This window comes from Streptosporangium sp. NPDC050284, from assembly GCF_044459525.1.
Classification (GTDB): Bacteria; Actinomycetota; Actinomycetes; order Streptosporangiales; family Streptosporangiaceae; genus Streptosporangium.
Genome location: NZ_JBITIZ010000001.1, coordinates 262113 through 283030 on the forward strand (window position 1 = coordinate 262113; position 20918 = coordinate 283030).

Annotated in this window: 20 protein-coding genes; 10 read left to right on the forward strand and 10 right to left on the reverse strand. The window is 70.9% G+C overall.

Going from position 1 to position 20918, the window contains the following annotated elements; genetic code table 11:
- Positions 1–14 precede the first annotated feature (14 nt).
- Together ACIBH4_RS01135 and ACIBH4_RS01140 are read right to left on the reverse strand one after the other, a co-directional pair.
- Complete coding sequence (locus tag ACIBH4_RS01135; RefSeq protein ID WP_362766154.1) at positions 15–1472, reverse strand: FdrA family protein; 1458 nt, start codon at positions 1470–1472, stop codon at positions 15–17.
- On the reverse strand, positions 1459–2370 hold the full coding sequence (locus ACIBH4_RS01140) for a DUF2877 domain-containing protein (RefSeq protein ID WP_362508617.1): 912 nt from the start codon (positions 2368–2370) through the stop codon (positions 1459–1461). The genes ACIBH4_RS01135 and ACIBH4_RS01140 overlap by 14 nt, the downstream gene beginning before the upstream one ends.
- A gap of 189 nt (positions 2371–2559) precedes the next feature.
- Between ACIBH4_RS01140 and ACIBH4_RS01145 the strand changes: the two genes are divergently transcribed.
- The 7 genes from ACIBH4_RS01145 to ACIBH4_RS01175 all read left to right on the forward strand — a co-directional run bounded on the left by ACIBH4_RS01145 (position 2560) and on the right by ACIBH4_RS01175 (position 9998).
- Positions 2560–4131 carry a PucR family transcriptional regulator ligand-binding domain-containing protein gene (locus ACIBH4_RS01145; protein ID WP_362508614.1) on the forward strand — a complete coding sequence of 524 codons (1572 nt, stop codon included), beginning with the start codon at positions 2560–2562 and terminating at the stop codon, positions 4129–4131.
- 15 nt (positions 4132–4146) lie between these two features.
- Complete coding sequence (locus tag ACIBH4_RS01150) at positions 4147–4428, forward strand: RNA-binding S4 domain-containing protein (RefSeq protein WP_362508611.1); 282 nt, start codon at positions 4147–4149, stop codon at positions 4426–4428.
- Positions 4429–4639: 211 nt separating this feature from the next.
- Complete coding sequence (locus tag ACIBH4_RS01155) at positions 4640–6028, forward strand: solute carrier family 23 protein (RefSeq protein ID WP_362508608.1); 1389 nt, start codon at positions 4640–4642, stop codon at positions 6026–6028.
- Positions 6025–6894 carry an FAD binding domain-containing protein gene (locus ACIBH4_RS01160; protein ID WP_362766151.1) on the forward strand — a complete coding sequence of 290 codons (870 nt, stop codon included), beginning with the start codon at positions 6025–6027 and terminating at the stop codon, positions 6892–6894. The genes ACIBH4_RS01155 and ACIBH4_RS01160 overlap by 4 nt, the downstream gene beginning before the upstream one ends.
- Entirely contained in the window at positions 6887–7363 is a 477-nt protein-coding gene (locus ACIBH4_RS01165) for a (2Fe-2S)-binding protein (RefSeq protein WP_362508603.1), read from the forward strand. Before ACIBH4_RS01160 ends, ACIBH4_RS01165 begins: the two co-directional genes overlap by 8 nt.
- Positions 7360–9750, forward strand: coding sequence for an aerobic carbon-monoxide dehydrogenase large subunit (gene cutA, locus ACIBH4_RS01170; protein ID WP_362508600.1), 2391 nt, complete (start codon positions 7360–7362; stop codon positions 9748–9750). The genes ACIBH4_RS01165 and cutA overlap by 4 nt, the downstream gene beginning before the upstream one ends.
- 32 nt (positions 9751–9782) lie before the next feature.
- Positions 9783–9998 carry a hypothetical protein gene (locus ACIBH4_RS01175; RefSeq protein ID WP_362766148.1) on the forward strand — a complete coding sequence of 72 codons (216 nt, stop codon included), beginning with the start codon at positions 9783–9785 and terminating at the stop codon, positions 9996–9998.
- A 581-nt stretch (positions 9999–10579) separates the two neighbouring features.
- Here ACIBH4_RS01175 and ACIBH4_RS01180 read toward each other — a convergent pair.
- Together ACIBH4_RS01180 and ACIBH4_RS01185 are read right to left on the reverse strand one after the other, a co-directional pair.
- Positions 10580–11371, reverse strand: a complete 792-nt coding sequence (locus ACIBH4_RS01180) for a hypothetical protein (protein ID WP_362766145.1) — start codon at positions 11369–11371, stop codon at positions 10580–10582.
- The gene (locus tag ACIBH4_RS01185) at positions 11368–12003 is read right to left on the reverse strand and encodes a PadR family transcriptional regulator (RefSeq protein ID WP_362766142.1); all 636 of its coding nucleotides are present in this window, start codon (positions 12001–12003) and stop codon (positions 11368–11370) included. Before ACIBH4_RS01185 ends, ACIBH4_RS01180 begins: the two co-directional genes overlap by 4 nt.
- Before the next feature lie 169 nt (positions 12004–12172).
- Here ACIBH4_RS01185 and ACIBH4_RS01190 point away from each other — a divergent pair, with 169 nt between their 5' ends.
- Positions 12173–12592, forward strand: a complete 420-nt coding sequence (locus ACIBH4_RS01190) for a PPOX class F420-dependent oxidoreductase (RefSeq protein ID WP_362766139.1) — start codon at positions 12173–12175, stop codon at positions 12590–12592.
- Positions 12593–12756: 164 nt separating this feature from the next.
- Here ACIBH4_RS01190 and ACIBH4_RS01195 read toward each other — a convergent pair whose 3' ends face one another.
- The 3 genes from ACIBH4_RS01195 to ACIBH4_RS01205 form a co-directional block, all read right to left on the reverse strand.
- The gene (locus ACIBH4_RS01195) at positions 12757–13065 is read right to left on the reverse strand and encodes a helix-turn-helix domain-containing protein (RefSeq protein ID WP_362508549.1); all 309 of its coding nucleotides are present in this window, start codon (positions 13063–13065) and stop codon (positions 12757–12759) included.
- Positions 13062–13445, reverse strand: coding sequence for a type II toxin-antitoxin system RelE/ParE family toxin (locus ACIBH4_RS01200; protein ID WP_362508546.1), 384 nt, complete (start codon positions 13443–13445; stop codon positions 13062–13064). Before ACIBH4_RS01200 ends, ACIBH4_RS01195 begins: the two co-directional genes overlap by 4 nt.
- Before the next feature lie 212 nt (positions 13446–13657).
- Positions 13658–14557, reverse strand: coding sequence for an LLM class flavin-dependent oxidoreductase (locus ACIBH4_RS01205; RefSeq protein ID WP_362766136.1), 900 nt, complete (start codon positions 14555–14557; stop codon positions 13658–13660).
- A gap of 430 nt (positions 14558–14987) precedes the next feature.
- On the opposite strand from ACIBH4_RS01205, the gene ACIBH4_RS01210 reads away from it, so the two are divergent.
- Entirely contained in the window at positions 14988–15521 is a 534-nt protein-coding gene (locus ACIBH4_RS01210; protein WP_362508540.1) for a hypothetical protein, read from the forward strand.
- Positions 15522–15681: 160 nt separating this feature from the next.
- Here the strand turns inward: ACIBH4_RS01210 and ACIBH4_RS01215 are convergent, their stop codons facing one another.
- Positions 15682–16236: a MarR family winged helix-turn-helix transcriptional regulator gene (locus ACIBH4_RS01215; protein WP_362766133.1), complete on the reverse strand. Its 555-nt coding sequence runs from the start codon at positions 16234–16236 to the stop codon at positions 15682–15684.
- Positions 16237–16387: 151 nt separating this feature from the next.
- Here ACIBH4_RS01215 and ACIBH4_RS01220 point away from each other — a divergent pair, with 151 nt between their 5' ends.
- Positions 16388–17995 (forward strand): LLM class flavin-dependent oxidoreductase, encoded by a 1608-nt coding sequence (locus tag ACIBH4_RS01220; protein WP_362766130.1) that lies wholly within the window; start codon positions 16388–16390, stop codon positions 17993–17995.
- A 40-nt stretch (positions 17996–18035) separates the two neighbouring features.
- Here ACIBH4_RS01220 and cydB read toward each other — a convergent pair whose 3' ends face one another.
- A complete protein-coding gene (gene cydB / locus ACIBH4_RS01225; protein ID WP_362508531.1) occupies positions 18036–18977 on the reverse strand; it encodes a cytochrome d ubiquinol oxidase subunit II in 942 nt (313 codons plus the stop codon).
- An 11-nt stretch (positions 18978–18988) separates the two neighbouring features.
- Positions 18989–20464: a cytochrome ubiquinol oxidase subunit I gene (locus ACIBH4_RS01230; protein ID WP_362766127.1), complete on the reverse strand. Its 1476-nt coding sequence runs from the start codon at positions 20462–20464 to the stop codon at positions 18989–18991.
- Positions 20465–20918 lie beyond the last annotated feature (454 nt).

Consider the following 20918-nt stretch of genomic DNA (forward strand, 5'->3'; position numbering starts at 1 on the left):
GACAGGGCGAACGATCAACGAGTGTTCGCGGTGATCCCGGCGGACGCCCGCGCGGCGTACCCGGCCGCCTCGGCGTTGGACGTGAACACCGCGGCCCCCGCCGCGTTCAGTGCCCCGGCCTGCGCGGCCAGCCCCTGCGGGTCGCCTTCCGAGCCGACCAGCGCCACCACCGCGGTGACGCCTCCGGCGACGGCCTCGGCGATCGCGGGCGCGAGCCTGGCGGAGGGATCGGGGTCGGAGCCGTGGCCGAGAACCACGTCGAGCAGGACGACGTCGCCGGGCGGCACCTCGGCCAGGGCCTCCAGGCGGAGCGTCGGGTCGATCATCGGATGGGCCCTGCCGACCGTGTAGGCGTCGTCGCCGAAGTCGGTGAACTCGCCGGTCCCGGCGATGAGCCTCGCCTCCACGCACAGCGTCCCGCCCGAGTAGATTCCCCGCACGTTCCTTTCCGCGCCCGGGCCATCTGTCTCGGGGAGGCCGGGGGGCGCGGGGGGCGCGTCGGTCGTCCCGGGGGCGGGCCAGGAGGGCCAGGTGGGGATCGGGACGCCGAGGGCACGCAGGGCGGCCTCGGTCACCGAGGTGAGGTCGGTTTGGCCGGGACCGAGCAGCGCGGTCACGACCGGCGTGCCGAGCCTCGCGACGGCCTCCTCGACGGCCCGCGCGACCTGGGGGGCCGGAGGCTTGGAGATCAGGACGATCAGCTCGGTCGCGGGGTCGGCGTCGAGGGCCTCCAGGGCACGCAGGGTGGACAGCCCGCCCACGTCCGCGGACAGGTCGCGACCGCCCACGCCGAGCACGTGGGACACCCCCACTCCCGCGAGGTCGAGCAGGCAGGTCACCTGCTGCGCGCCCGTTCCCGAGGCCGCCACCAGCCCGACAGGGCCGGGTCTCAGGACGTTCGCGAAGCCGAGGCCCGCCCCGCCGATCACAGCGGTGCCGCAGTCGGGCCCCATGACCAGCACGCCGCGCTCGGCGGCGCGCCTCTTGAGCAGAACCTCCTGCTCGACCGGCACGTTGTCACTGAAGATCATTACGGACAGTCCGGCCTCGACCGCGTCCAGCGCCTCGGCGAACGCGTGCGGGCCGGGAACCGAGACGAGGGCGAGGTCGGCGGCGCGCTCGCGGGCCGCGGCGCGGACGGTGCGCGGAGGGAGCTCGGCGGTGCCGCCGCCTCCGACCCCGCCCGCGGACGGGGACGGGGCCGACAGCGCGGTCAGCAACCCGTCCAGTTCCCCGGACGCGGCCTCCAGGGCGTCACTCTCGCCGCGCAGCGCGATCAGCAGGTCGGCGGGACCGGCCTGGGGGAGGTCGAAGCCCAGCTCGGAGGCGATCTGGAGGTTGAGTTCGGTGGCCATCGCCACCACCGCGACCTCCACGCCGGGCAGCGCGCTCGCCGTGCGGCTGACCCGCATCAGGCTCACGGAGTCGTGGTAGACCCCCGTACGCGTCCGGACCACGTCAGTACTCGCCATTGCCCCCGCCTTCCAAATCGATCACCGCCGCGAGCCCGATCCGCAGTCCCCACGCCAGATCGGCCCCGGAGGTGTGGCCCAGTTGCAGGAGGCGGTGCAGCGCCGGCTCCAGGGAGTGCCGGCCCGCCAGACCCCGCAGCACGGCCAGCACCTCACCGCTCGCCTCGCCCCGGGCGGCGCAGTGCAGCAGCGCCGCCGAGATGGGGGTGGTCCTGCCGCGCACGTCGAAGGTGACCGCGGCGGCGAGCCAGTCGGCCAGCCACACGGCACGTCTCGCGTCCACCGCCCCGCCCAGGTGACGCAGCGCGACCAGCAACCCCGCGAGCACGTCGTCGCCGCTCGGCGTGAGCCCGGGACCCAGGCCGACCAACTGCTCGGCGGCCATCACGCTTTTCAGCAACGAACCCTCGGCGCACCCCTGGGCCAGCAGGCCGGCCGCGCCGTTGCCCTCCAGCCCGGGACGCCTCGGCGACCGCTCGCACAACTCCGCCATCGCGGGCAGCGAGCGGGCCAGCCGCGCCGCCTCCACGGCGCCGAGCGGGGGGGCCGGGTTCCACCAGCGGTGGGCCCGCAGGCTGAGCCGTCCGACGTCGATCGAGCCGTCTCCGACGGACGCCTCGTCGCCCACCGCGACGCGAGGCATCGGGTCGGTGACCACCATCGCGTTGGGCAGGCGGGTGGCCTCCCCGGTCACCACCGCGATGACCTGCGGTTCCATCTCCGTGCGTACCTCAAGGTAGACGCCGGCCGGGAAGGCCGCCAGTACCCGCGCCGGGCGGCGGGGTGCTTCCAGCATCTGGCGCAGGGCCGTACTGGCCGCGCCGGTCCCGTGCGTCCACGGGTGTACGCGCTGCGTCTTCGGCGCCCTCGGCGTCCTCGGGCGTGTTCCAACGGTCATGAGCGCTCCTCGGCAGGCCCCGTAGGTGTGAAGGTGCTCTCTCCAGCGGTTCGCTCGCTCACGGACTCCCCCATCCATTGAGCAGACGGTAGAACGGGCGTGAACGCAGGCCGTACGGAGAAAGCTGCCAACACTCCGCTCAAAGGTTGGCTCTTCCTGACAGACGGGTCCATCAGTCACAATCACCTCATGGAACCCCCCGTACGCCCGGCGAGCACTGGAACGATCATTCACGGCGTCGCCGTCGGCGAGGTCCTCGGCGTCTCGACACTGGCGGGAGCCCGGCTGATCGCGGGGGAGCGGGGCCTGGACCGTGTCGTGCAGCGCCTCAACGTGATGGAGGTGCCCGACGTCCTGGCCTGGGTCAAGCCGCACGAGCTGCTGCTCACCACCGGCTACCCGCTGCGCAACACGCCCCAGTCGCTCGGCAGGCTCGTGGCCGACCTCGACGAGCGCGGCCTGGCCGCGCTCGCCATCAAACTCGGCCGCTATCTCGACGAACTGCCCGAGGAGATGGTGGAGCAGGCCGACCGGCTGGGATTCCCGCTGATCCAGCTTCCCGACGACGTCGGCTTCGACGACATCCTCAACCAGGTCCTGACCGACATCCTCAACCGCCAGGCCGCGGTGCTGGCCAGGGCCGAGGAGGCGCACCGGGCACTGGTCCAGGTCGTGCTCGCCGGGGGAGGACTGCGCGAGGTGACGGCCGAGGTCGCCGGGCTGCTGGGCGCGGGGGTGGCCGTGCTGGACGGGGCGGGGCACGTGCTGGCCGCGGCGGGGCCGGTCGAACACGTGGCCGCGCTGCGCGAGGCCTCGAAGCGCCCCGACGGGCGCCACGCCTCGGTGCCGGTCGTGGCGGGCGGCCACCACCACGGCAGGATCGTCGCCTGCGGCCCGGTCGGGGCGATCGGTGACAGCGACGTCGGAATTCTGGAACGTGCCGCTACGGTCGCCGCGCTGGTGGTCACCCGGCAGGAGGCGGTCAACGCCGTCGAGAGCAAGTATCGTGCCGACTTCCTGCGCGACGTGCTCACCGGCAGGGCGGGAGGCTCCGAACGGGTCGCCTCCCGGGCCAGGGCCTTCGGCTGGGACCTGCAGCGCCCGGTCACCGTGCTGGTGGCCGAGCTCGACCCCGAGGGCGACGAGCGCGCCGCTCAGGATCGCCTCGTCACCTGCTGGACCGGTGCGATGCGCCGCCACGACGCCCGCGGCGCGGTGGCCGGGTTCTCCCACGAGGTCGTCACCATCGTGGACGCGTCCGTCGACGCGGGCCGCCTCGCCAAGGACGCCGCCGCGGCCTTCGCCGAGTCCCTGCCCGCCACCTTCTCCACCGGCGCGAGCCGCACCGCCATCGGGGCCGAGGCGCTGCCCGAGGCGTACGGCCAGGCGCTGAAGGCCGCGCGGGTGGGCCGCCAGCTCCACGGCAACGGCGCGGTCGCGAACTTCGACCAGCTCGGCGTCTACCGGCTGCTGTCGCTGGTCAACGACACCGCCGAGCTGCACGCCTTCGTCCGCGAGACGCTCGGCCCGCTCGCCTCCGACGACGACGCGGAGAACGCCGACCTGCGCCGTACGCTGCAGGTGCTGCTGGAGACCAACCTCAACGTGGCCGAGACGGCGCGCAGGCTGCACTTCCACTACAACACGCTGCGCTACCGGATCGGCAAGCTGGAGCGCATGCTCGGCGGCTTCACCGAGGACGCCCACCTGCGCCTGAACCTCACCCTCGCCCTGCACGTCCTGCGGATGCGCGGCATCTGACAGTGGCATCCGACGGTGGCATCCGACGACGGCGCCCGGTGCGGCGAGGAGGGCGCGTACCCGGGATCTAAGCTGTTCGGCGTGAACGAGACCTTCGAGCTGGAAACCGAATACATCCCGCTGTGCGACCTGCTCAAATACTGCGGCGTCACCGAGACGGGCGGTCAGGCCAAGCACTTCATCGCCGACGGCAACGTGCTGGTGGACGGCGAGGTCGAGCTCCGCAAGACCTGCAAGATCCGTGAAGGCCAGGTGGTGAGCGGCGACGGCTTCGAGATCCACGTGGTCGGGAAGTGACCGCTCCGCGGTCCGCGGGCGGCTCTCACCGGGGCGGCAGGTGCGCGGTGTGCGAGCTGTCCACTGGTACGCCCCGCAGATTTGGCAGATCATGACGGTGTAAGGGCATGCTTTCGGTCCTAACGTGCCCGCAACAGCTGTAAGGGGATTCGCCGGAGGGAAGCCCGCGGGGTGGTTCACCGACCGACGGCCCGGTGAAAGGTGGGGCTCGATGGTTGCAGGTTGGACGAAACACGGCGACGGCAGGACGCTCGCTCCAGGAGAGGTGGTCAAACCCGACGAGCGGCTGTCATGGCCGCGGATGGTCGGATTCGGGGCGCAGCACGTCGTCGCGATGTTCGGCGCGACCTTCGTCTTCCCCCTGGTGATGGGACTCGACCCTAACGTCGCCATCATGTTCTCGGGCGTCGGAACGATCATGTTCCTGCTCATCGTGAAGGGGAAGGTCCCCAGCTACCTCGGGACCAGCGCGTCTTTCGTGGGCGGCGTGCTCGCGATCCGGGCGCTCATGGGCGGTGACACCCCCGCCACCGACGCGATCGTCACCGGTGCCATCCTCGTCGCCGGACTCGTCCTCGCGCTCGTGGGCGTGGCCATCCACTTCCTCGGCGTACAGATCATCAACCGTGTCTTCCCGCCGGTCGTCACCGGCGCCGTCGTCATGCTGATCGGCTTCGGCCTGGCGTACGTCGTCGCCGACATCTACTGGCCGCAGGACCAGTGGATCGCCCTGATCACGATGACCGTCACCTTCGTCATCATCGTGCTCTTCAAGGGCTTCATCGGCAGGATCGCCATCCTGCTCGGTCTGATCATCGGCTTCGCGCTCTCCTGGCTGGCCGACAAGGTCTTCGGGAACATCACCGCCTTCAACGCGGGCACCGGCGCGGTCGACACGCACCCCAGGGTGAGCTTCGAAGGCGTGGCGGCGGCCGACTGGATCGGCCTGCCGAGCATGCACTTCCCCGACTTCAGGTTCTCCGCCGTGCTGCTCGTCCTTCCGGCGGTGATCGCGCTGGTCGCCGAGAACGTCGGCCACGTCAAGGCCGTCGGCGAGATGACCAAGACCGACGTCGACCCCTACATGGGCCGGGCGGTCGCCGCCGACGGCGCCGCCACCGTCGTCGCCAGCACCTTCGGCGGCTCCCCGACCACCACCTACGCCGAGAACATCGGCGTCATGGCCGCCACTCGCGTCTACTCGACGGCCGCCTACTACATCGCCGCCGTCATCGCGATCCTGTTCGGCCTCTGCCCGAAGTTCGGCGCGCTGGTCGCGGCCACGCCGGGCGGCGTGCTCGGTGGCATCACCGTCATCCTGTACGGCATGATCGGCCTGCTCGGCGCGAAGATCTGGATCGAGAACCGGGTCGACTTCGCCGACCCCGTCAACCTCGTCCCGATCGGGGCGGGGATCATCCTCGCCATCGGCCCGGTCAAGCATATGATCAGCTCGGACTTCACGCTGGAGGGCATCGCCCTCGGCACCATCGTGGTGGTGGCCGGCTACCACCTGCTCCGGGTCATCGCCGGGCGGGGCGGCAGCGGCGGCGGTGCCGGTCCGCAGGTGTCGGAGCCGCAACGAGAGGCCACCGGGTGAAGCCACCCCCGTTCGAATACCACGCTCCCCGCTCCCTCGGCGAGGCGCTCGACGCCCTCGCCGAGGCCGGGGAGCACGGCAAGGTGCTCGCCGGGGGGCAGAGCCTGATCCCGATGCTGAACATGCGGCTCGCCGCCCCCGCCCACCTGGTCGACATCAACCGGCTGCGGGAGCTGGCGTTCGTCGACGTCACACCGGAGGGCGTCCGCGTCGGAGCCCTCGCCAGGCACGCCCAGGTGGAACGCGACGGATCGGCCGCCGCCGCCCAGCCGCTGCTGGGCAAGGCGCTCCGGCTGGTGGCCCACCCGGTGATCCGCAACCGGGGAACCGTGGTCGGCAGCCTGGCCCACGCCGACCCCGCCGCCGAACTGCCCGCCGTCCTCGCCCTGCTGCGGGGCTCGGTACGCCTGGCGCGGCCCTGCGCCGTCAGGGACGTCCCCGCCGCCGACTTCTTCACCGGCCCGCTGGAGTCGGCGGTCGCCCCCGGCGAGCTGGCCGTCTCCGCGTTCTTCCCCGCGCCGCCCCCGCGCTCGGGCACCGCGTTCCGCGAGGTCGCCCGCAGGCACGGCGACTACGCCCTGGCCGGGATCGCGGCGCTCGTCGTCCTGGACGACGACCTGAGGATCACCTCGGCGACGGTGGCGTGCGTGAGCCTGGGCCCCGTGCCGCTGCTCGTCGACGTCTCCGAGGCCGTCGGTCACCGCCCGGCCGCCTCGGCCGACTGGGCCTCGGCGGCCCGCGTCGTACGGGACCGGGTCGACCCCGAGGCCGACATCCACGCGACCGCCGCCTACCGGCGGCACCTCGCCGGAGTGCTCACCGAGCAGGCACTCCGTGACGCCGCCAGGGAGGCCGCGGATGCATGAGATCACGCTGACCGTCAACGGGGTGCTCCGGCAGGCCGAGGTCCCCGCGCGGCGGCTGCTGTCGGACTGCCTGCGGCACGACCTCGGCCTGACCGGTACGCACGTCGGGTGCGAGCACGGCGTCTGCGGGTGCTGCACGGTGTTGCTGGACGGCGAGCCCGTCCGCTCCTGCCTGACGTTCGCGGTCACCGTGGACGGGCGCGACATCACCACCGTCGAAGGACTCGCCGACGAGGATGGCACGCTCTCGCCGGTGCAGCGGGCCTTCGCCGAGTGTCACGGCCTGCAGTGCGGCTTCTGCACCCCCGGCTTCCTGTGCACGGTGACCGCGCTGCTGCGCGACAACCCGGCGCCGACCGACGAGGAGGTGCTGGAGGGCATCTCCGGCAACCTGTGCCGGTGCACGGGCTACCAGAACATCGTCAAGTCCGTCCACCGCGCGGCCGAGATCATGGCGGAGGAGCCGTGACCACGAGACTGTTCGGCGAACCGGTCATCCGGCGCGAGGACCCCCGGCTGCTCACCGGCAGGGGCCTGTACCTGGACGACCTGGGAGCCGGGGCGCTGGAGGCGGCGTTCGTCCGCTCCCCGCACGCCCACGCCAGGATCCGCGACATCGACGTCTCGGCCGCCATCGAGGTCGAGGGACTGGTGGCGATCTACACCTGGGAGGATCTGCCGGGCGCGCTCGCCCAGCCGCTGCCGCTGCTCATCCCGCACCCGGCGCTCACCCACGGCCGCACCGCGTACCCGCTCGCCCGCGAGATCGTCAGGCACGTCGGCGAGCCCGTCGTGATGGTCGTCGCCCGCGACCGCTACCTCGCAGAGGACGCCTGCGCGCTCATCCAGGTCGACTACGAGATCCTCAAGCCGGTGGTCGGCGTGGAGGAGGCCGCGCAGTCCGCCCAGCTCGTCCACGAGGATGTGCCGGGCAACGTCGGCGCGCACCTGGTCCAGGAGGTGCCCTCGGACGCCGGGCTCGGCGCGCGCGAGGCGATCGACGCCGCGCCGCACACGCTCTCCTTCCGGCTCGACATCGAGCGCAGCGCGTCCATGCCGCTGGAGGGACGCGGCGTGCACGCCCGCTGGGACGCCGACGACAGCTCCCTGCGCGTCCACTCCAGCACCCAGACCTCCACCAGCGTCCGCATGGCCATCGCCGCCAAGCTCGGCCTGCCGCTGCCGAAGGTCGAGGTGATCGCCCCCGACGTGGGCGGCGGGTTCGGCGTGAAGATCGTCCACCCGTGGCCGGAGGAGATCCTGGTCCCGTGGGCGGCGATGACGCTGGGCCACGAGGTGAAGTGGACCGAGGACCGGCGCGAGCACTTCGTCTCCTCCGCGCACGAGCGGGCCCAGGTGCAGTCGGTCCGGGTCGGCTTCGACGACGAGGGCCGGGTACTCGGCCTGGACGTCGAGATCCTGCACGACCACGGCGCCTACACGCCGTACGGGATCATCGTGCCGATCATCACCTCCACCCAGCTGCTCGGCCCCTACCGGATCGGCGCCTACCGGGTCGAGTTCTCCTCGATCTACACCAACACCGTGCAGGTCACCCCGTACCGCGGGGCGGGCCGCCCCCAGGGGGTCTTCTGCATGGAACGGACGATGGACCACATCGCCGAGTATCTGGGGGCCGACCGTACGGCGGTGCGCGCGGCCAACTTCATCCAGCCCGACGAGTTCCCCTACGACCAGGGCCTGATCTTCCAGGACGGCCGCCCGCTGATCTACGACAGCGGCGACTACCCCGAGTCGCTGCGGATGCTCAAGGAGCTGATCGGCTGGGACGACTTCCCGGCGTTGAAGGCCCGCGCGGCCGAGGAGGGCCGCACGATCGGGATCGGCGTCGGCTGCTACGTCGAGGGCACCGGCGTCGGCCCGTACGAGGGCGGGCACGTCCAGATCACCTCCGACGGCCGGGTGCACGTCTCCACCGGCCTCACCTCCCAGGGCCAGGGCCACGAGACGGTGTTCGCGCAGATCGCCGCGTCCGAGCTGGGCGTACCGATGGAACGGGTCTCGGTCGTCACCGGCGACACCCGCAGGTTCGGCTACGCGGTCGGCACGTTCGCCTCGCGCGCCGCGGTGATGAGCGGCAACGCGATCGCGCTGGCCTGCAGGAAGGTGCGGGAGAAGGCCCTGCGGATCGCCGCCGACGCGCTGGAGGCCGACCCCCGCGACCTGGAGATCGTCGACGGGGAGGTGCGGGTGGCGGGCACCCCCGGCGCCTCGATCCCGCTGGCGACCGTGGCGGTGCTGTCCAACCCGCTGCGCTACGCCTTCGACGAGGAGGCGGCGCGGGCCACCCAGTTCGCCGGCGCCGCGTCCTACGACCGGCCGCCGGTGGCCGACGGGGAGGAGCCGGGGCTGGAGGGCCGCGACTACTACTCGCCGATCCGCTCGACCTTCGCCTCCGGTATGCACGCCGCCATCGTCGAGACCGACCCGCTGACCGCCGAGATCCGCATCCTGCGCTACGCCGTCGTCCACGACTGCGGCAAGCTGATCAACCCGATGATCGTCGAGGGTCAGATCCACGGCGGGGTCGCTCAGGGCGTAGGCGGCGCCCTGTACGAGAAGATGATCTACGACGGCCACGGCCAGCTGCTGAACGCCTCCTTCATGGACTTCCTCATGCCGTACGCCACCGAGGTGCCCCACATCGAGACCGCGCACCTGGAGACCCCCTCCCCGCTCAACCCGCTCGGCATCAAGGGGGCGGGCGAGGCGGGGGTCATCCCGGTCTCGGCGGTGCTCGCCTCGGCGATCGAGGACGCCGAGGGGATCAGGATCGACAAGATGCCCATCTCCCCGTCGGACCTCTTCGACCTCCGCCGCGCCGCTACGACCTGACCTCCGACGGCCAGCTGCTGAACGCCTCGTTCATGGACTTCCTGATGCCGTACGCCGCCGAGGTGCCCCTCATCGAGACCGCCCACCTGCCGGTATGGATGATGTTCACCGCCGGGGGGACAAAGTCGTTCTCCCCGAGCGTGCTGGACGCCTTCAACGGCCGGGTCACCGTTGAGAAGGTGTCCCACGGCGAGATCGGAGCAGGCGATCGCCTCGTTTCCATAGGCCCGCAGATGCGGCGGCCCTGACTGATGAAGCGAGATCGCCTGTTCGGCCAGAACGATCGCGTTCCCAGGACACCGCAGGTGAATATGCGTGCTGGCGGCGAGATGGGAGTGCTTGGCCAGATCGAATCCGAACTCACCGCCGACGTCGTCGGGAGCTCGTCGTGAGAACCCGGACGATCCCAGGCGCCGCCGAGCGCGCGCAAGGCGTCGGTCCTCATTCCCATCGCCGCCGACGCGAGCGCCTCTATACAGGCGAGGCGCGCGAACGCCGTGGTCCCAGGCGCGTATCGCTTCCCGTCGCGCGCGAGATCGACCGCCTTCTCATGGATGTGCCTGCTCGGTCCCGGCGGCCCCTTCTCCGCGCGTAACCCGCGGGGCACCCTGGAACGTCAGGCAGAACGGCTGCTCAGCCTGCTGGGCTGACCGGCTTCGAACGCCCGGACGTCGTATAGACCTGGAGATCGTCGACGGGGAGGTGCGGGTGGCGGGCATCCATCGCCTCGATCCCGCCGGCGACCGTGGCGGTTCCGTCCAACCCGCTGCGCTACGCCTTCGACGAGCAGGCGGCCAGAGCCCCCGGTTCGCGGGCCCCTTGTCCTTCGTCAGCAGGGTGCCGTCCGGCGTTCCCCCTCGGCGGGTACGGGGCGGTTCCGGGGCGCCAGGCAGGCGAGGAGCATGAAGGCGCAGCAGGTGTAGAGGACCGGGTAGTAGACGAGCGCGCCGTCGACCCCGGGCGGGGCGTACGAGGACATCACCAGCCAGTACGACTGCCAGGGATGGGCGAGGTGTCCCAGGGCGGCGAGCAGCGTGGTCGCCAGCGACGGCAGCGCGAGCACCGCGAAGGCCCCCACGACCACGGTCGTCCGGCGGCCGGGCCGGCGACGCAGCAGCGGGGCGGCCAGGGCGAGGGCGACGCCGAACGCGACCGTGCTGACGAGTTCGGGCGCACGGCCCGCCTCGCCGCTCACCGACTCCCACAGGTGCGGCAGCAGGTAGATGAACAGCAAACCCGAGGTCACGAGGAGGGTCGGCCGCAGCTTGGCCGCGCACCGGTGGGTGAGCATGAGGCCGACGGCCGCCCCGACCACCGGGACGGCCCAGGGCACCGTACCGGACAGGGCCAGCGGCGCCCCCTCCGCCGCGATCACGGCCGCCGAGGTCGTCATCCACCGCAGGGTCTGATGCGAGGAATGCCGGGACGAGTGCCGCGCCAGCGCCGACGTGGCGCGCTCCCGCACGCCGGAGCGCGCCACGTCGGCCAGGTCGCGGATCGGGGTGGACGAGGTCTCCAGGAGTTCGAGGATCTCGGGCCCGTAGCGGTGCCGGAGGTCGTGCGGGTACAGCCGGAGGACGAGGGCGTGCAGCCGGCCGGTCCGGCGCTCCCGGGCGGTCATGCCGTGGCCAGGCGGCGCAGGCCGGTGTGGGCCACGGTCCGCAGGCGTTCCAGCTCCGCCTGCAGTTGCCGGCGTCCCAGGGAGGTGAGCTCGTAGGGCCGGCGGCGGGCGTCGTCGGTTTCGTGCGGTGTGATCAGCCCGAGCTCCTCCAGCCGCCGTACGGCGCCGTAGAGGGTGCCGGGCCCAGGGCGGCCACCGGTCAGCTCGGCGATGTCGTGCTGCATGGCGTAACCGTGCTTCGGACCGTCCGCGAGGCTGATCAGCACCAGCAACGCCGGTTCGGAGAACCGGCCCAGCTCGGACAGACCCATGGCGACCTCCTGATAATTAGTACGTTTCACGTAGTATCGCAGAACGTAGTAGTCGAGACAATCGCCCTGGCCGCCGGTCTTCGCCGGATTCTCCGCGCCCTGATCGCCGGGCTGGCGGCGCGTACGGGCGCTCGCGGTGAGGCCGGTCTCGAGGTGGTGGTGATCCGCGGGCCGGCGCGCGTGTTCGAGCGCGAACGCCGGGATCTCGTCCTTGATCGCGAAGTGGTACCGGGCATTCCCGTGGACGCGCTCACCTTCGCCGCCACCCCTCGCGGGCTGACGCGGTGTCCGGCCCGACCCTGTCGGTGGCCGATCCGGCAAGGTGGTGCGCCTGTATGGCGGAGGGTGTGAGTTGCGGCGGGGGTCGTCAGGGGTGTTTACGGAGGGTTGCCGGGTCATCACCGTTCGGGATGTGACACCGTGGGTGTACATCTCGTGAACCGCATGCGTCACCTTCACCGTGGGGACGCCGAGGTGAAGAGGAGTGATCATGTCGAAGCCGCCGCTTCCCGATGAGGCAGTTGCGATGTTGAAGAAGCCGAACCCCGCCGTCATCACCACGCTTCGGCCCGACGGGTGGCCCGTGTCCACGGCCACCTGGTATCTCTGGGACGACGGCCGGATCCTGGTCAACATGGACGAGGGCCGCAGGCGGCTCGACCACATGCGCGGCGATCCCCGCGTCTCCCTCACCGTGCTCGACGAGAACGGCTGGTACACCCACGTCAGCATCAGCGGGAACGTCGCCGAGATATATGACGACAAGGATCTGACCGACATCGACAGGCTGGCCCGCCAGTACACGGGGCAGCCGTATCCGCAGCGGGACCGCGGCCGGGTCAGTGCCTGGATCGAGATCGTGAACTGGCACGGCTGGGGCGCGCTCAAGGACAACAGCCAGCCCGGCTGACGACCACGCAGCCCCGCCTGCCGCGTGCCGTGCGGCGGGGCCCGGGTCGAGTTGCCGCTTCGGCATGTGGCGACGGCGGGTGGGATCACTCTGATGGGCGGGCCTCACGCGTTGACCTCGAGTGACCTTGAGGGCAGCTCGCTGCGGGAAGCGTTTCTCTCCGGTCAGGCGATGCGATAGCGGTGCTCATCGACGGTGGCGACCACTTCGAGTCGCCCTCCAAGCGCCTGGACGTATGCCGTCAAGGTGCCCAGTGTCGCTGATCCCAGTTCTCCGCGTTCGATCGCGGAGATCCTCTCCTGTCGCACGTGCATCCGCTCCGCGATGTCAACCTGGCGCAGGCCCAGTTGTTTGCGTACGGCGGTCAGCCTTATAGCGGTGACCGCCTCGGCCGCGCCCTCGTCGATCGCGGCGATATCCTCCTCGTCGAAGATCTCGTGCTTGGCGTCATCCCATCGGTGGAATGTGGTCATCGCTCACGCTCCTTCGGTGAAGCTTCCAGCCGTTCTGTCCATTCGGTGAAGAGACTCTCCGCGAGCGGTATCGCCTTTTCGTGCCAGGTATCCCATTCTCCAGCCTTGTCGCCGGCGACCAGAAGCACGGCGTTGCGACGGGAATCGAAGGCGAACAGGATCCTGATCTCGCTCCGACCCGATGATCCGGGGCGGAGTTCTTTCAGGTTTCGCAGGGTGGAACCTGTGATCTTGTCAACCAGTGGCCTTCCGAGGGCGGGGCCGATCTCGACGAGGGTCTGGACGGCCTGGCCGATCAGTCTGGAAGTCGTGCGATCGCTCGCTCGTATCGCGTGCAACCACTCTCGAACCTCCTCCGTCAACTCCAGGTTCCATGCCACGGCGAACTCCGTTCATAGTATGCAGGCGTACTATGAAGAGCAGGGATGTGACGGTGAGTCTTTGCTTGGATTCAACGTGTGATTTTTTGCTGATCTTGCGCCAGAGGGGTTGTCCCGTGGATGAGTTCTCAGGGGTTTTGGCGGTGAGGAGGTCGACGTTCGGTGATGAGGGGCGGCGTGGTCTGGTGGGGCGGGAGGCTGTGTCGCGCGGGTCAGGGCAGGAGGGTGCGGGTCTCGGCCAGGAGGTCGCACTGCTCGCGCCAGTCGCCTCCCGCGAATCCCAGGACCACGTGACGCGCCCCGGCCTCGCGGTAGGCGGCGAGCCGCTCGGCCACCCGTGCGGGTTTGCCGGTGAGGGGCAGACGCGCGGCCTTCTCCATGGGAATGCCGTATCCGGTGATGCGCGAGGCGATGGCATCGAGGGTGGGCAGCCCGGGTGCGGTGCCGAGGACGCCGGTGGCGCCGATGGCGACGACCGGCTCCGGGCGTCCGTGGGAGGCGGCGAGCTCGGCGAGCGTGGCCCTGCCCGAGGCCACCTCCGACGGGGGGATCATCGAGGGGAACCAGCCGTCCCCGTGGCGGGCCGCCCGCCGCACGGCCACCGCCGACGCGTTGCCGACCCAGATCGGCGGGGGCGTCACGGCGGGTTCGAGCCGTACCTCTCCCGGCTCGTCCACCAGCGCGACGGTCTCCCCGGCCAGTAGCCGCGCGAGCAGCTCCAGTGCGGTGTCGGTGCGCCTGCCGCGCTCCTCGTACGGCACTCCGGCCGCCGCCCACTGAGCGGGGCCGCCGCCGGACCCTACGCCCAGGACCAGCCGTCCGCCGGAGACGTGCTGCAGGCTCGCGACCTGCTTGGCCGCCCACGCCAGGGGGCGGATCGCCGGGACGAACACGCTCGCCCCGATCCGGATCCGCGCCGTCGCCCCCGCCGCGACGGCGAGCGCCACGGCGCAGTCCAGTGACGCCGTTCCGGTGGCGAGATGGTCGCCGTGCCAGACGCCGTCCAGCCCCACCTGCTCCGCGTGTCGTGCGGCGGTGCCCAGGTCGAGCCGCTGTTCTCGCTGTACGGCGACGGTGGGCAGGATCACTCCGATGTCCATGAGGGTGGCCATGGGGTCAGTCTTCAACCTCGAGTGTTCTTGAGGTCAATCCCGCTTTCGTGGAGATGTGCGCGGGAGTCTCTGCCTTGATGCGCTAGAGCGACAAAAATATAGTCAGATAAATTAATTATAATACCGACAAATAGTGCGCTGCTCGGATAGAGGTCCGAGGTTGATAGGGCTTCCGCCGCCTGATTCTTGATGCTTCTCCAGATCGTATTGTCTTCCATCTTTCGGAAAAGGAAGATTTCGCTTTACGCTACTTCTGTAGTCAGGAATGCATCTTCTGCCGCCGGGTGGGAGACAGGGGGGAGAGGATGCCGGGAGGGAGATCGGCATGGATTTCATGGGGTCGAGGAGTCGAATCCGGGCAAGGGCGGACGAGGACGGGACGCGGAGCAGGGGGACCGGGATCGGGAGGAGTAGGGGAAGGGGGGCGAGGGTGCTCGCCGCGGGGGTGTTGCTCGCCGGGGCCGTGGTGTCGGCTCCTGCCGCGCAGGCGTCCACGTCGGGACAGGCCGGGGTGAGCGTGCCCACCGTGTCCGGGCAGGTGGTGAGTGCCGCCTTCCCCTACCGCTTCCGTACGGCGAGGGTCACCCGGTTCCAGCAGCTGAAGGGGCAGTCCGCCTGGGCGAACAGCGCGCTCTCGCGCGTCAGGAACGCGGTGTGGGTCTTCTCGGGAAACGGCACGTTCGCCTTCAACACCACCAACGTGCGCACGGACCTCTATCCGCTGCGAGGCCGGTTCCAGAGGCAGGGAAACAGCTGGGTCTTCGCGGCGAACGGTTCGTCGCGGATCGGTGGCAGCAGTAACTTCACCGAGATGGTGGGCAACATCGACTTCAGCGGAAGCCGGCCGGTGATGACGTTCCACTGGGCCAGCGGCGCCGGTTACGGGGCGGTGGTGAACAACCAGCGATTCGGTGCGGGAGCGTCTTCCGCCTACAGTTCCACGCTGATCCTGTCCGTCGGTTGAGTCGCGTCCGGGGCGGTTCCGGGCCGGGGGTGGGGGCGTCCCCGGGCCGGAACGGCTTCTCCGTATCTTCGGCGCCCCCGGTTAGGCGGGCTCTCGGGGCCTGGGTCTTCGTGCCCACCGACCCTCTGGCGGTCTCACGGCTGCTCGCGACGGCCGGTGGTCAGCGGCGGGGGGAGCGTCGTGGCTTGGAGGGGGCCGCGGGGACGCTTTCCGGGGCGAGCTCCTCGACGAGCCGGCAGGTGTTGTGCTCCGGGGCGAGGCTGTCGGCCCGGGCGGCGAGCCTGCGCAGCAGTTCCCGGAACACCGAGCGGTCGGCGGGGTCCAGCGGCTCCAGCACGTGGTCTTCGGCGTGCTCCAGCCGGGCCTGCGTGTCGACCCAGGTCGCCCTGCCCCGCTCGGTGGCGACGACGCGCTTGTTGCGCCGGTCGGCGGGGTCGGGGCGGCGCTCGACCAGCCCGGCCTTCTCCAGATCGTCGAGCAGGTAGGTCATGACGGTCTTGTCGACGCCGAGCCGCTGTGCCAGCGCGCCCTGGCCGCCGGGGAGCCCTTGAGCCGCGGCGGCGAGCACCTGGTAACCGCGCGGGCCGCCGGGGAGGTGGCTGACCAGCGCGTTCGCGGTCCTGACGTAGGCGCGGAAGACGACTCCGAGGGTCCAGCCCAAATCGCCGTCCAGGGCGTCCTGGGTCTCGGCGCTGGTGGGTCGGGGCGCGGGCATGTCACGAGGTTACCAGGATCGACGGTTAGTGAGACCTTCTGTTTGACAATTCATCTGTTTTACATACGATCTGTCCTGCCGCACCATCACGGTGCCGCGTGTCCGGAAGGGACGCGTGTCGCGCATCCGAGATGACGCACCGAGGAGAGACATGGCCGACTACCGGCACGAGTTGTTGTTCGGGACATTCCTGACACCGGTGGCCGACCAGGCCGAGAGGGTCGTCGCGCTCGCCAGGCTCACCGAGCAGGCAGGTCTGGACCTGGTGACCGTGCAGGACCATCCGTACCAGGCACGTTTCCTCGACACGTGGACCCTGCTCTCGGTCATCGCGGCCGGCACCTCGACGCTGCGAGTGTCGCCGAACGTGGCGAACCTGCCCCTGCGCCCGCCCGCGGTGCTCGCCCGCAGCGTCGCGACCCTGGACATCCTCAGCGGCGGCCGCGTCGAGCTCGGGCTGGGAGCGGGTGCCTTCTGGGACGGTATCGCCGCCCTCGGTGGCCCGCGGCTGACCGCGGCCCAGGGGGTCGACGCGCTTGAGGAGGGCATCGAGGTCATCCGGGCCATGTGGGAGGCAGGGGGCAGAGCCGTGCGGGTGGACGGCGGCCACCACCGCGTCCGGGGGGCACACCCCGGTCCGGCCCCCGTCCACGACGTCGGCATCTGGCTGGGGGCCTACAAGAGGCGCATGCTCGACATGACCGGCAGGCTCGCGGACGGCTGGCTGCCCAGCCACGCCTACGCCGGCCTGGACGCACTCCCGGCGATGAACGCGATCATCGACGAGGCCGCTCTCGGCGCGGGCCGCTCACCCGCCGACATCCGGCGCCTGTACAACATCGGCGGCACCTTCACCGGCTCCGGCCGCGCCTTCCTCCAGGGGCCCGCGGACGTGTGGGCCGAGCAGCTCGCCGAGCTCACCCTGGACCAGGGGATGAGCGCCTACATCCTCGCGAGCGACGACCCCGACGACATCCGGCGTTTCGCCGCCGAGGTCGTCCCCGCCGTACGCGAACTCGTGGACGCCGAGCGTGCCGGTTCGCGCACGTCCACCGGCGCGGATCAGTCCATCGGGGTGAGTGCGGCGGGCGCGCGGAGCGTGTCACCGGACGCCCCCGCCCACCCCGCGCCCGTCACCGTTCCCGGGGGCGGGGTCCCTCCCGCCCTGGGGGTCACGCCGACCCCGGACGACGGCACCCGGCTCTCCGACGCCCGGGTCTGGGACGAGACCACCCGGCCCACCGGTCCCGCTCCCGACCCGGCCCGCACCTACACCCCCAGGGAGCAGGCGGCAGGACGCCATCTCGTCGACGTCCACGACCACCTCCGCCAGGAACTCGCCGAGGTACGGCGGCTCGTCGAGGAGGTCACCTCCGGAGCCATGGATCCCGGCATCGCGCGCTCCCACATCAACACGATGACGATGCGCCAGAACAACTGGACGGTCGGCGCGTACTGCGAGTCCTACTGCCGGGTCGTCACGACCCACCACACCATCGAGGACCAGAGCCTCTTTCCCCATCTGCGCCGCGCGGACCCCAGGCTGGTGCCCGTCGTCGACCGTCTGGAGCAGGAACACCACGTCATCCACGAGGTCCTCGAAGGCATCGACCGGGCGCTGGTCGCCTTCGTCTCCGAACCTGACGGTCACAAGGCCCTGCGGGACGCGATGGACCTGCTGACCGACACGCTCCTGTCGCACCTGTCCTATGAGGAGAGGGAACTCGTCGAGCCGCTCGCCCGGCTCGGCTCGCACTGAGACGGCCGGTCGAGATGACCGGATGAGGTGGCCGGTGTTCTCAGGAGACCTCGGCGACCAGGCGCTTGCGGAAGACCCAGTACGACCAGGCCTGGTAGCCGAGCACGAACGGCAGCGCGATGAGGCCGATCCAGGTCAGCACGCCCAGCGTGTACGGGCCTGAGGCGGCCTCGGCGACGGTGAGGCCGGGGAACGGGGCGGGCCACAGGGCGCCGAACAGGGCGGCGCCGGCCAGCGCGATGGACGAGGCCGTGGCGGCGAAGGCCCAGCCGTCCCGGCCGCGCCAGGTGAGCGCGATCCCGGCGGCGAGGGCCGCCATCGCGGCGAGCGAGCCCGCCCACAGCCACGGGGCCGCCGACCACGCGCCGATCGCCGTGGTCGCGACGGGAATGTTCGACAGTGCCGCCACCGCGGCGGGCAGTGCCACCACTGAGGCGATCAGGGCGGCGCGCCGGGCACGGGAGCGCACCGGTCCCGTGGTCTTGAGCGCGACGAACACCGCCCCGTGCAGCACGCACACCGAGAGCGAGAACACCCCGCCGACGAGGGCGGCCGCCGCGCTGCTCCGCAGCAGATCGGCGAAGACCGCGCCCCACAGGAACGCGGGCAGGGCGCTGCCGACGAGCACGCCCAGGTCGCACCAGACGCGGTCGGAGGCGTGATGGACCTTGCCCCGCCACTCCAGGCCGACGCCGCGCACGATCAGCCCGACGAGGACCAGCACGATCGGCAGGTAGAACTCGCTGAGCAGTCCGGCGTACCAGGCGGGGAAGGCGGCGAACATGGCGCCGACCGCGGTGATCAGCCAGACCTCGTTGCCGTCCCAGACCGGGCCGATCGTGCCCAGGACCTGCTTGCGTTCGGCCTCGTTCCTCGCCAGCGCGGGTACCAGCATGCCCACGCCGAAGTCGAAGCCCTCCAGCACGAAGTAGCCGGTCCACAGGAACGCGATGACCGCGAACCAGAAGGTGGTGAGTTCCATGGTCGTCGCCTTCAGTACATGAGGGTCGGCTGGAGCCGGGCGTCCGCGTCCTCGTCGTCGCGGGAGGGCGGCGGCGTGAGGGGAGCGGCGGGGGCGGCGGGGGCGGGACCCGCCTTGACATGGCGCGTGAGCAGTACCGCCTCGGCCAGCGCGAGCGCGCCGTACAGCGCCGTGAAGACCGCGAGCGAGACGGCCACCTCGGCCAGGCTGACGCCCGGCGAGACGCTCGCGGCCGTGAGCAGTTCGCCCTGGACGGTCCACGGCTGACGGCCGATCTCGCTGAGCAGCCAACCGGCGATCATCGCGATGGTCGGCAGCGGCAACGCGAGCACACAGAACCGGGCGAACCAGGTGGGGATCTCCCGGAGGGCGAGGGGGGTGACGAGGGCGCCGCGTCGCCTGCGGCGGGTGAGCCAGAGACCGAGCACCGAAAGGGCCACCGTGGACAGGCCGAAGACGATCATCACGCGGAAGGACCAGAAGACCACCGGCAGGTTGGGCCGGTAGTCACCGGGGCCGAACCGCTCCTCGTACCGCGCCTGCAGGTCCTCGGTGCCCTGGACCACGGCGTTCGGGTCGCCGGTGGACAGGAAGCTGAGCAGCATGGGCACCTCGAGCCCGGGGACGGGCGAGAACGCCGCGCCGGCGGTGTCGTGCCGCAGTCCTTCCGCGGCGGCGAGTTTCATGGGCTGCTGCTCGTACAGCAGCTTGGCCGACATGTCGCCGCTGCCCGCGACGAGGGCCCCGGCGATCGCCGTCATCAGCAGCGCGGCCCGCATCGGGGTCCGCCAGATGCTCGGGCCGCCCCGCGGCGCCGTCGCCGAGGCCACGCCGGCACCCGGGAGCACACCGTCACCGGTGCGGCGCTCGCGCAGAAGGTGGTAGCCGCAGATCGCGAGCACGAAGCCACCCGCCACGACGAAGGCCCCGGCGATCACGTGGGGCACCTGGGCGAGCGCCGCGGAGTTGGTGAGCACCGCCCACAGGTCCGTCATCCTGGCCTTGCCGTCGACCACCTCGTACCCGACCGGGTGCTTCATCCAGGCGTTGGCGGCGAGGATGAAGTACGCCGACAGGTTGGATCCGATGACCGCGGCCCAGATGGTGGCGAGGTGGACGCGTTTTGGGAGCCTGTCCCAGCCGAAGATCCACAGGCCGATGAAGGTCGACTCCAGGAAGAACGCGAGCAGTGCCTCCAGGGCGAGCGGCGCGCCGAAGACGTCGCCCACGAAGATCGAGTACTCGCTCCAGTTCATGCCGAACTGGAACTCCTGCACGATGCCGGTCACCACGCCCATCGCGAAGTTGATCAGGAAGAGCTTCCCGAAGAACTTCGTGAGCCGCAGGTAGTGCTCCTTGCCCGTCCGGTGCCAGGCGGTCTGCAGGCCGGCCACGAAGACGCCGAGACCGATCGTGAGGGGTACGAACAGAAAGTGGTACACGGTGGTCACCCCGAACTGCCACCGGGCCAGGTCTAGTGCGTCCATCTTCCCCTTGCGTTCCCTTCACGGGCCAGGAGCTCTACGACTCGTAGTTCTACTACTAGTAGTACTACGACTTGTAGAGCAACGGGAGCGAGGGGCGCCGCGAGCCGCTGCGATCTTTGTCACACGGCCCGGTGGGAGACCGCACTTCTCCGTCGAACCAAGATCGTCTCTGTCGGCTCGCGACGCCGGATTTTCCTCGCGCCCCCGAGAATCGCCTCTCGGGCGCCCCTCGCGCGGAGGACATGTGTTCCGCCGGGCCCGGCGATCCCCGCGCCCGCTTCCCCTCGGGGCGTGGCTCAATGATGGGCCGGGCGCCCCCTCCGGGACGTCCGTCTCCGGGGGGATTTCCGGGTACGCCGGGCGGCGGACCCGCCTTCCGGTACGCGGCCGAGATCGCTTGGAGGGTTACGCCGGGCGGCGGACCCGCCTTCCGGTACGCGGCCGAGATCACTCG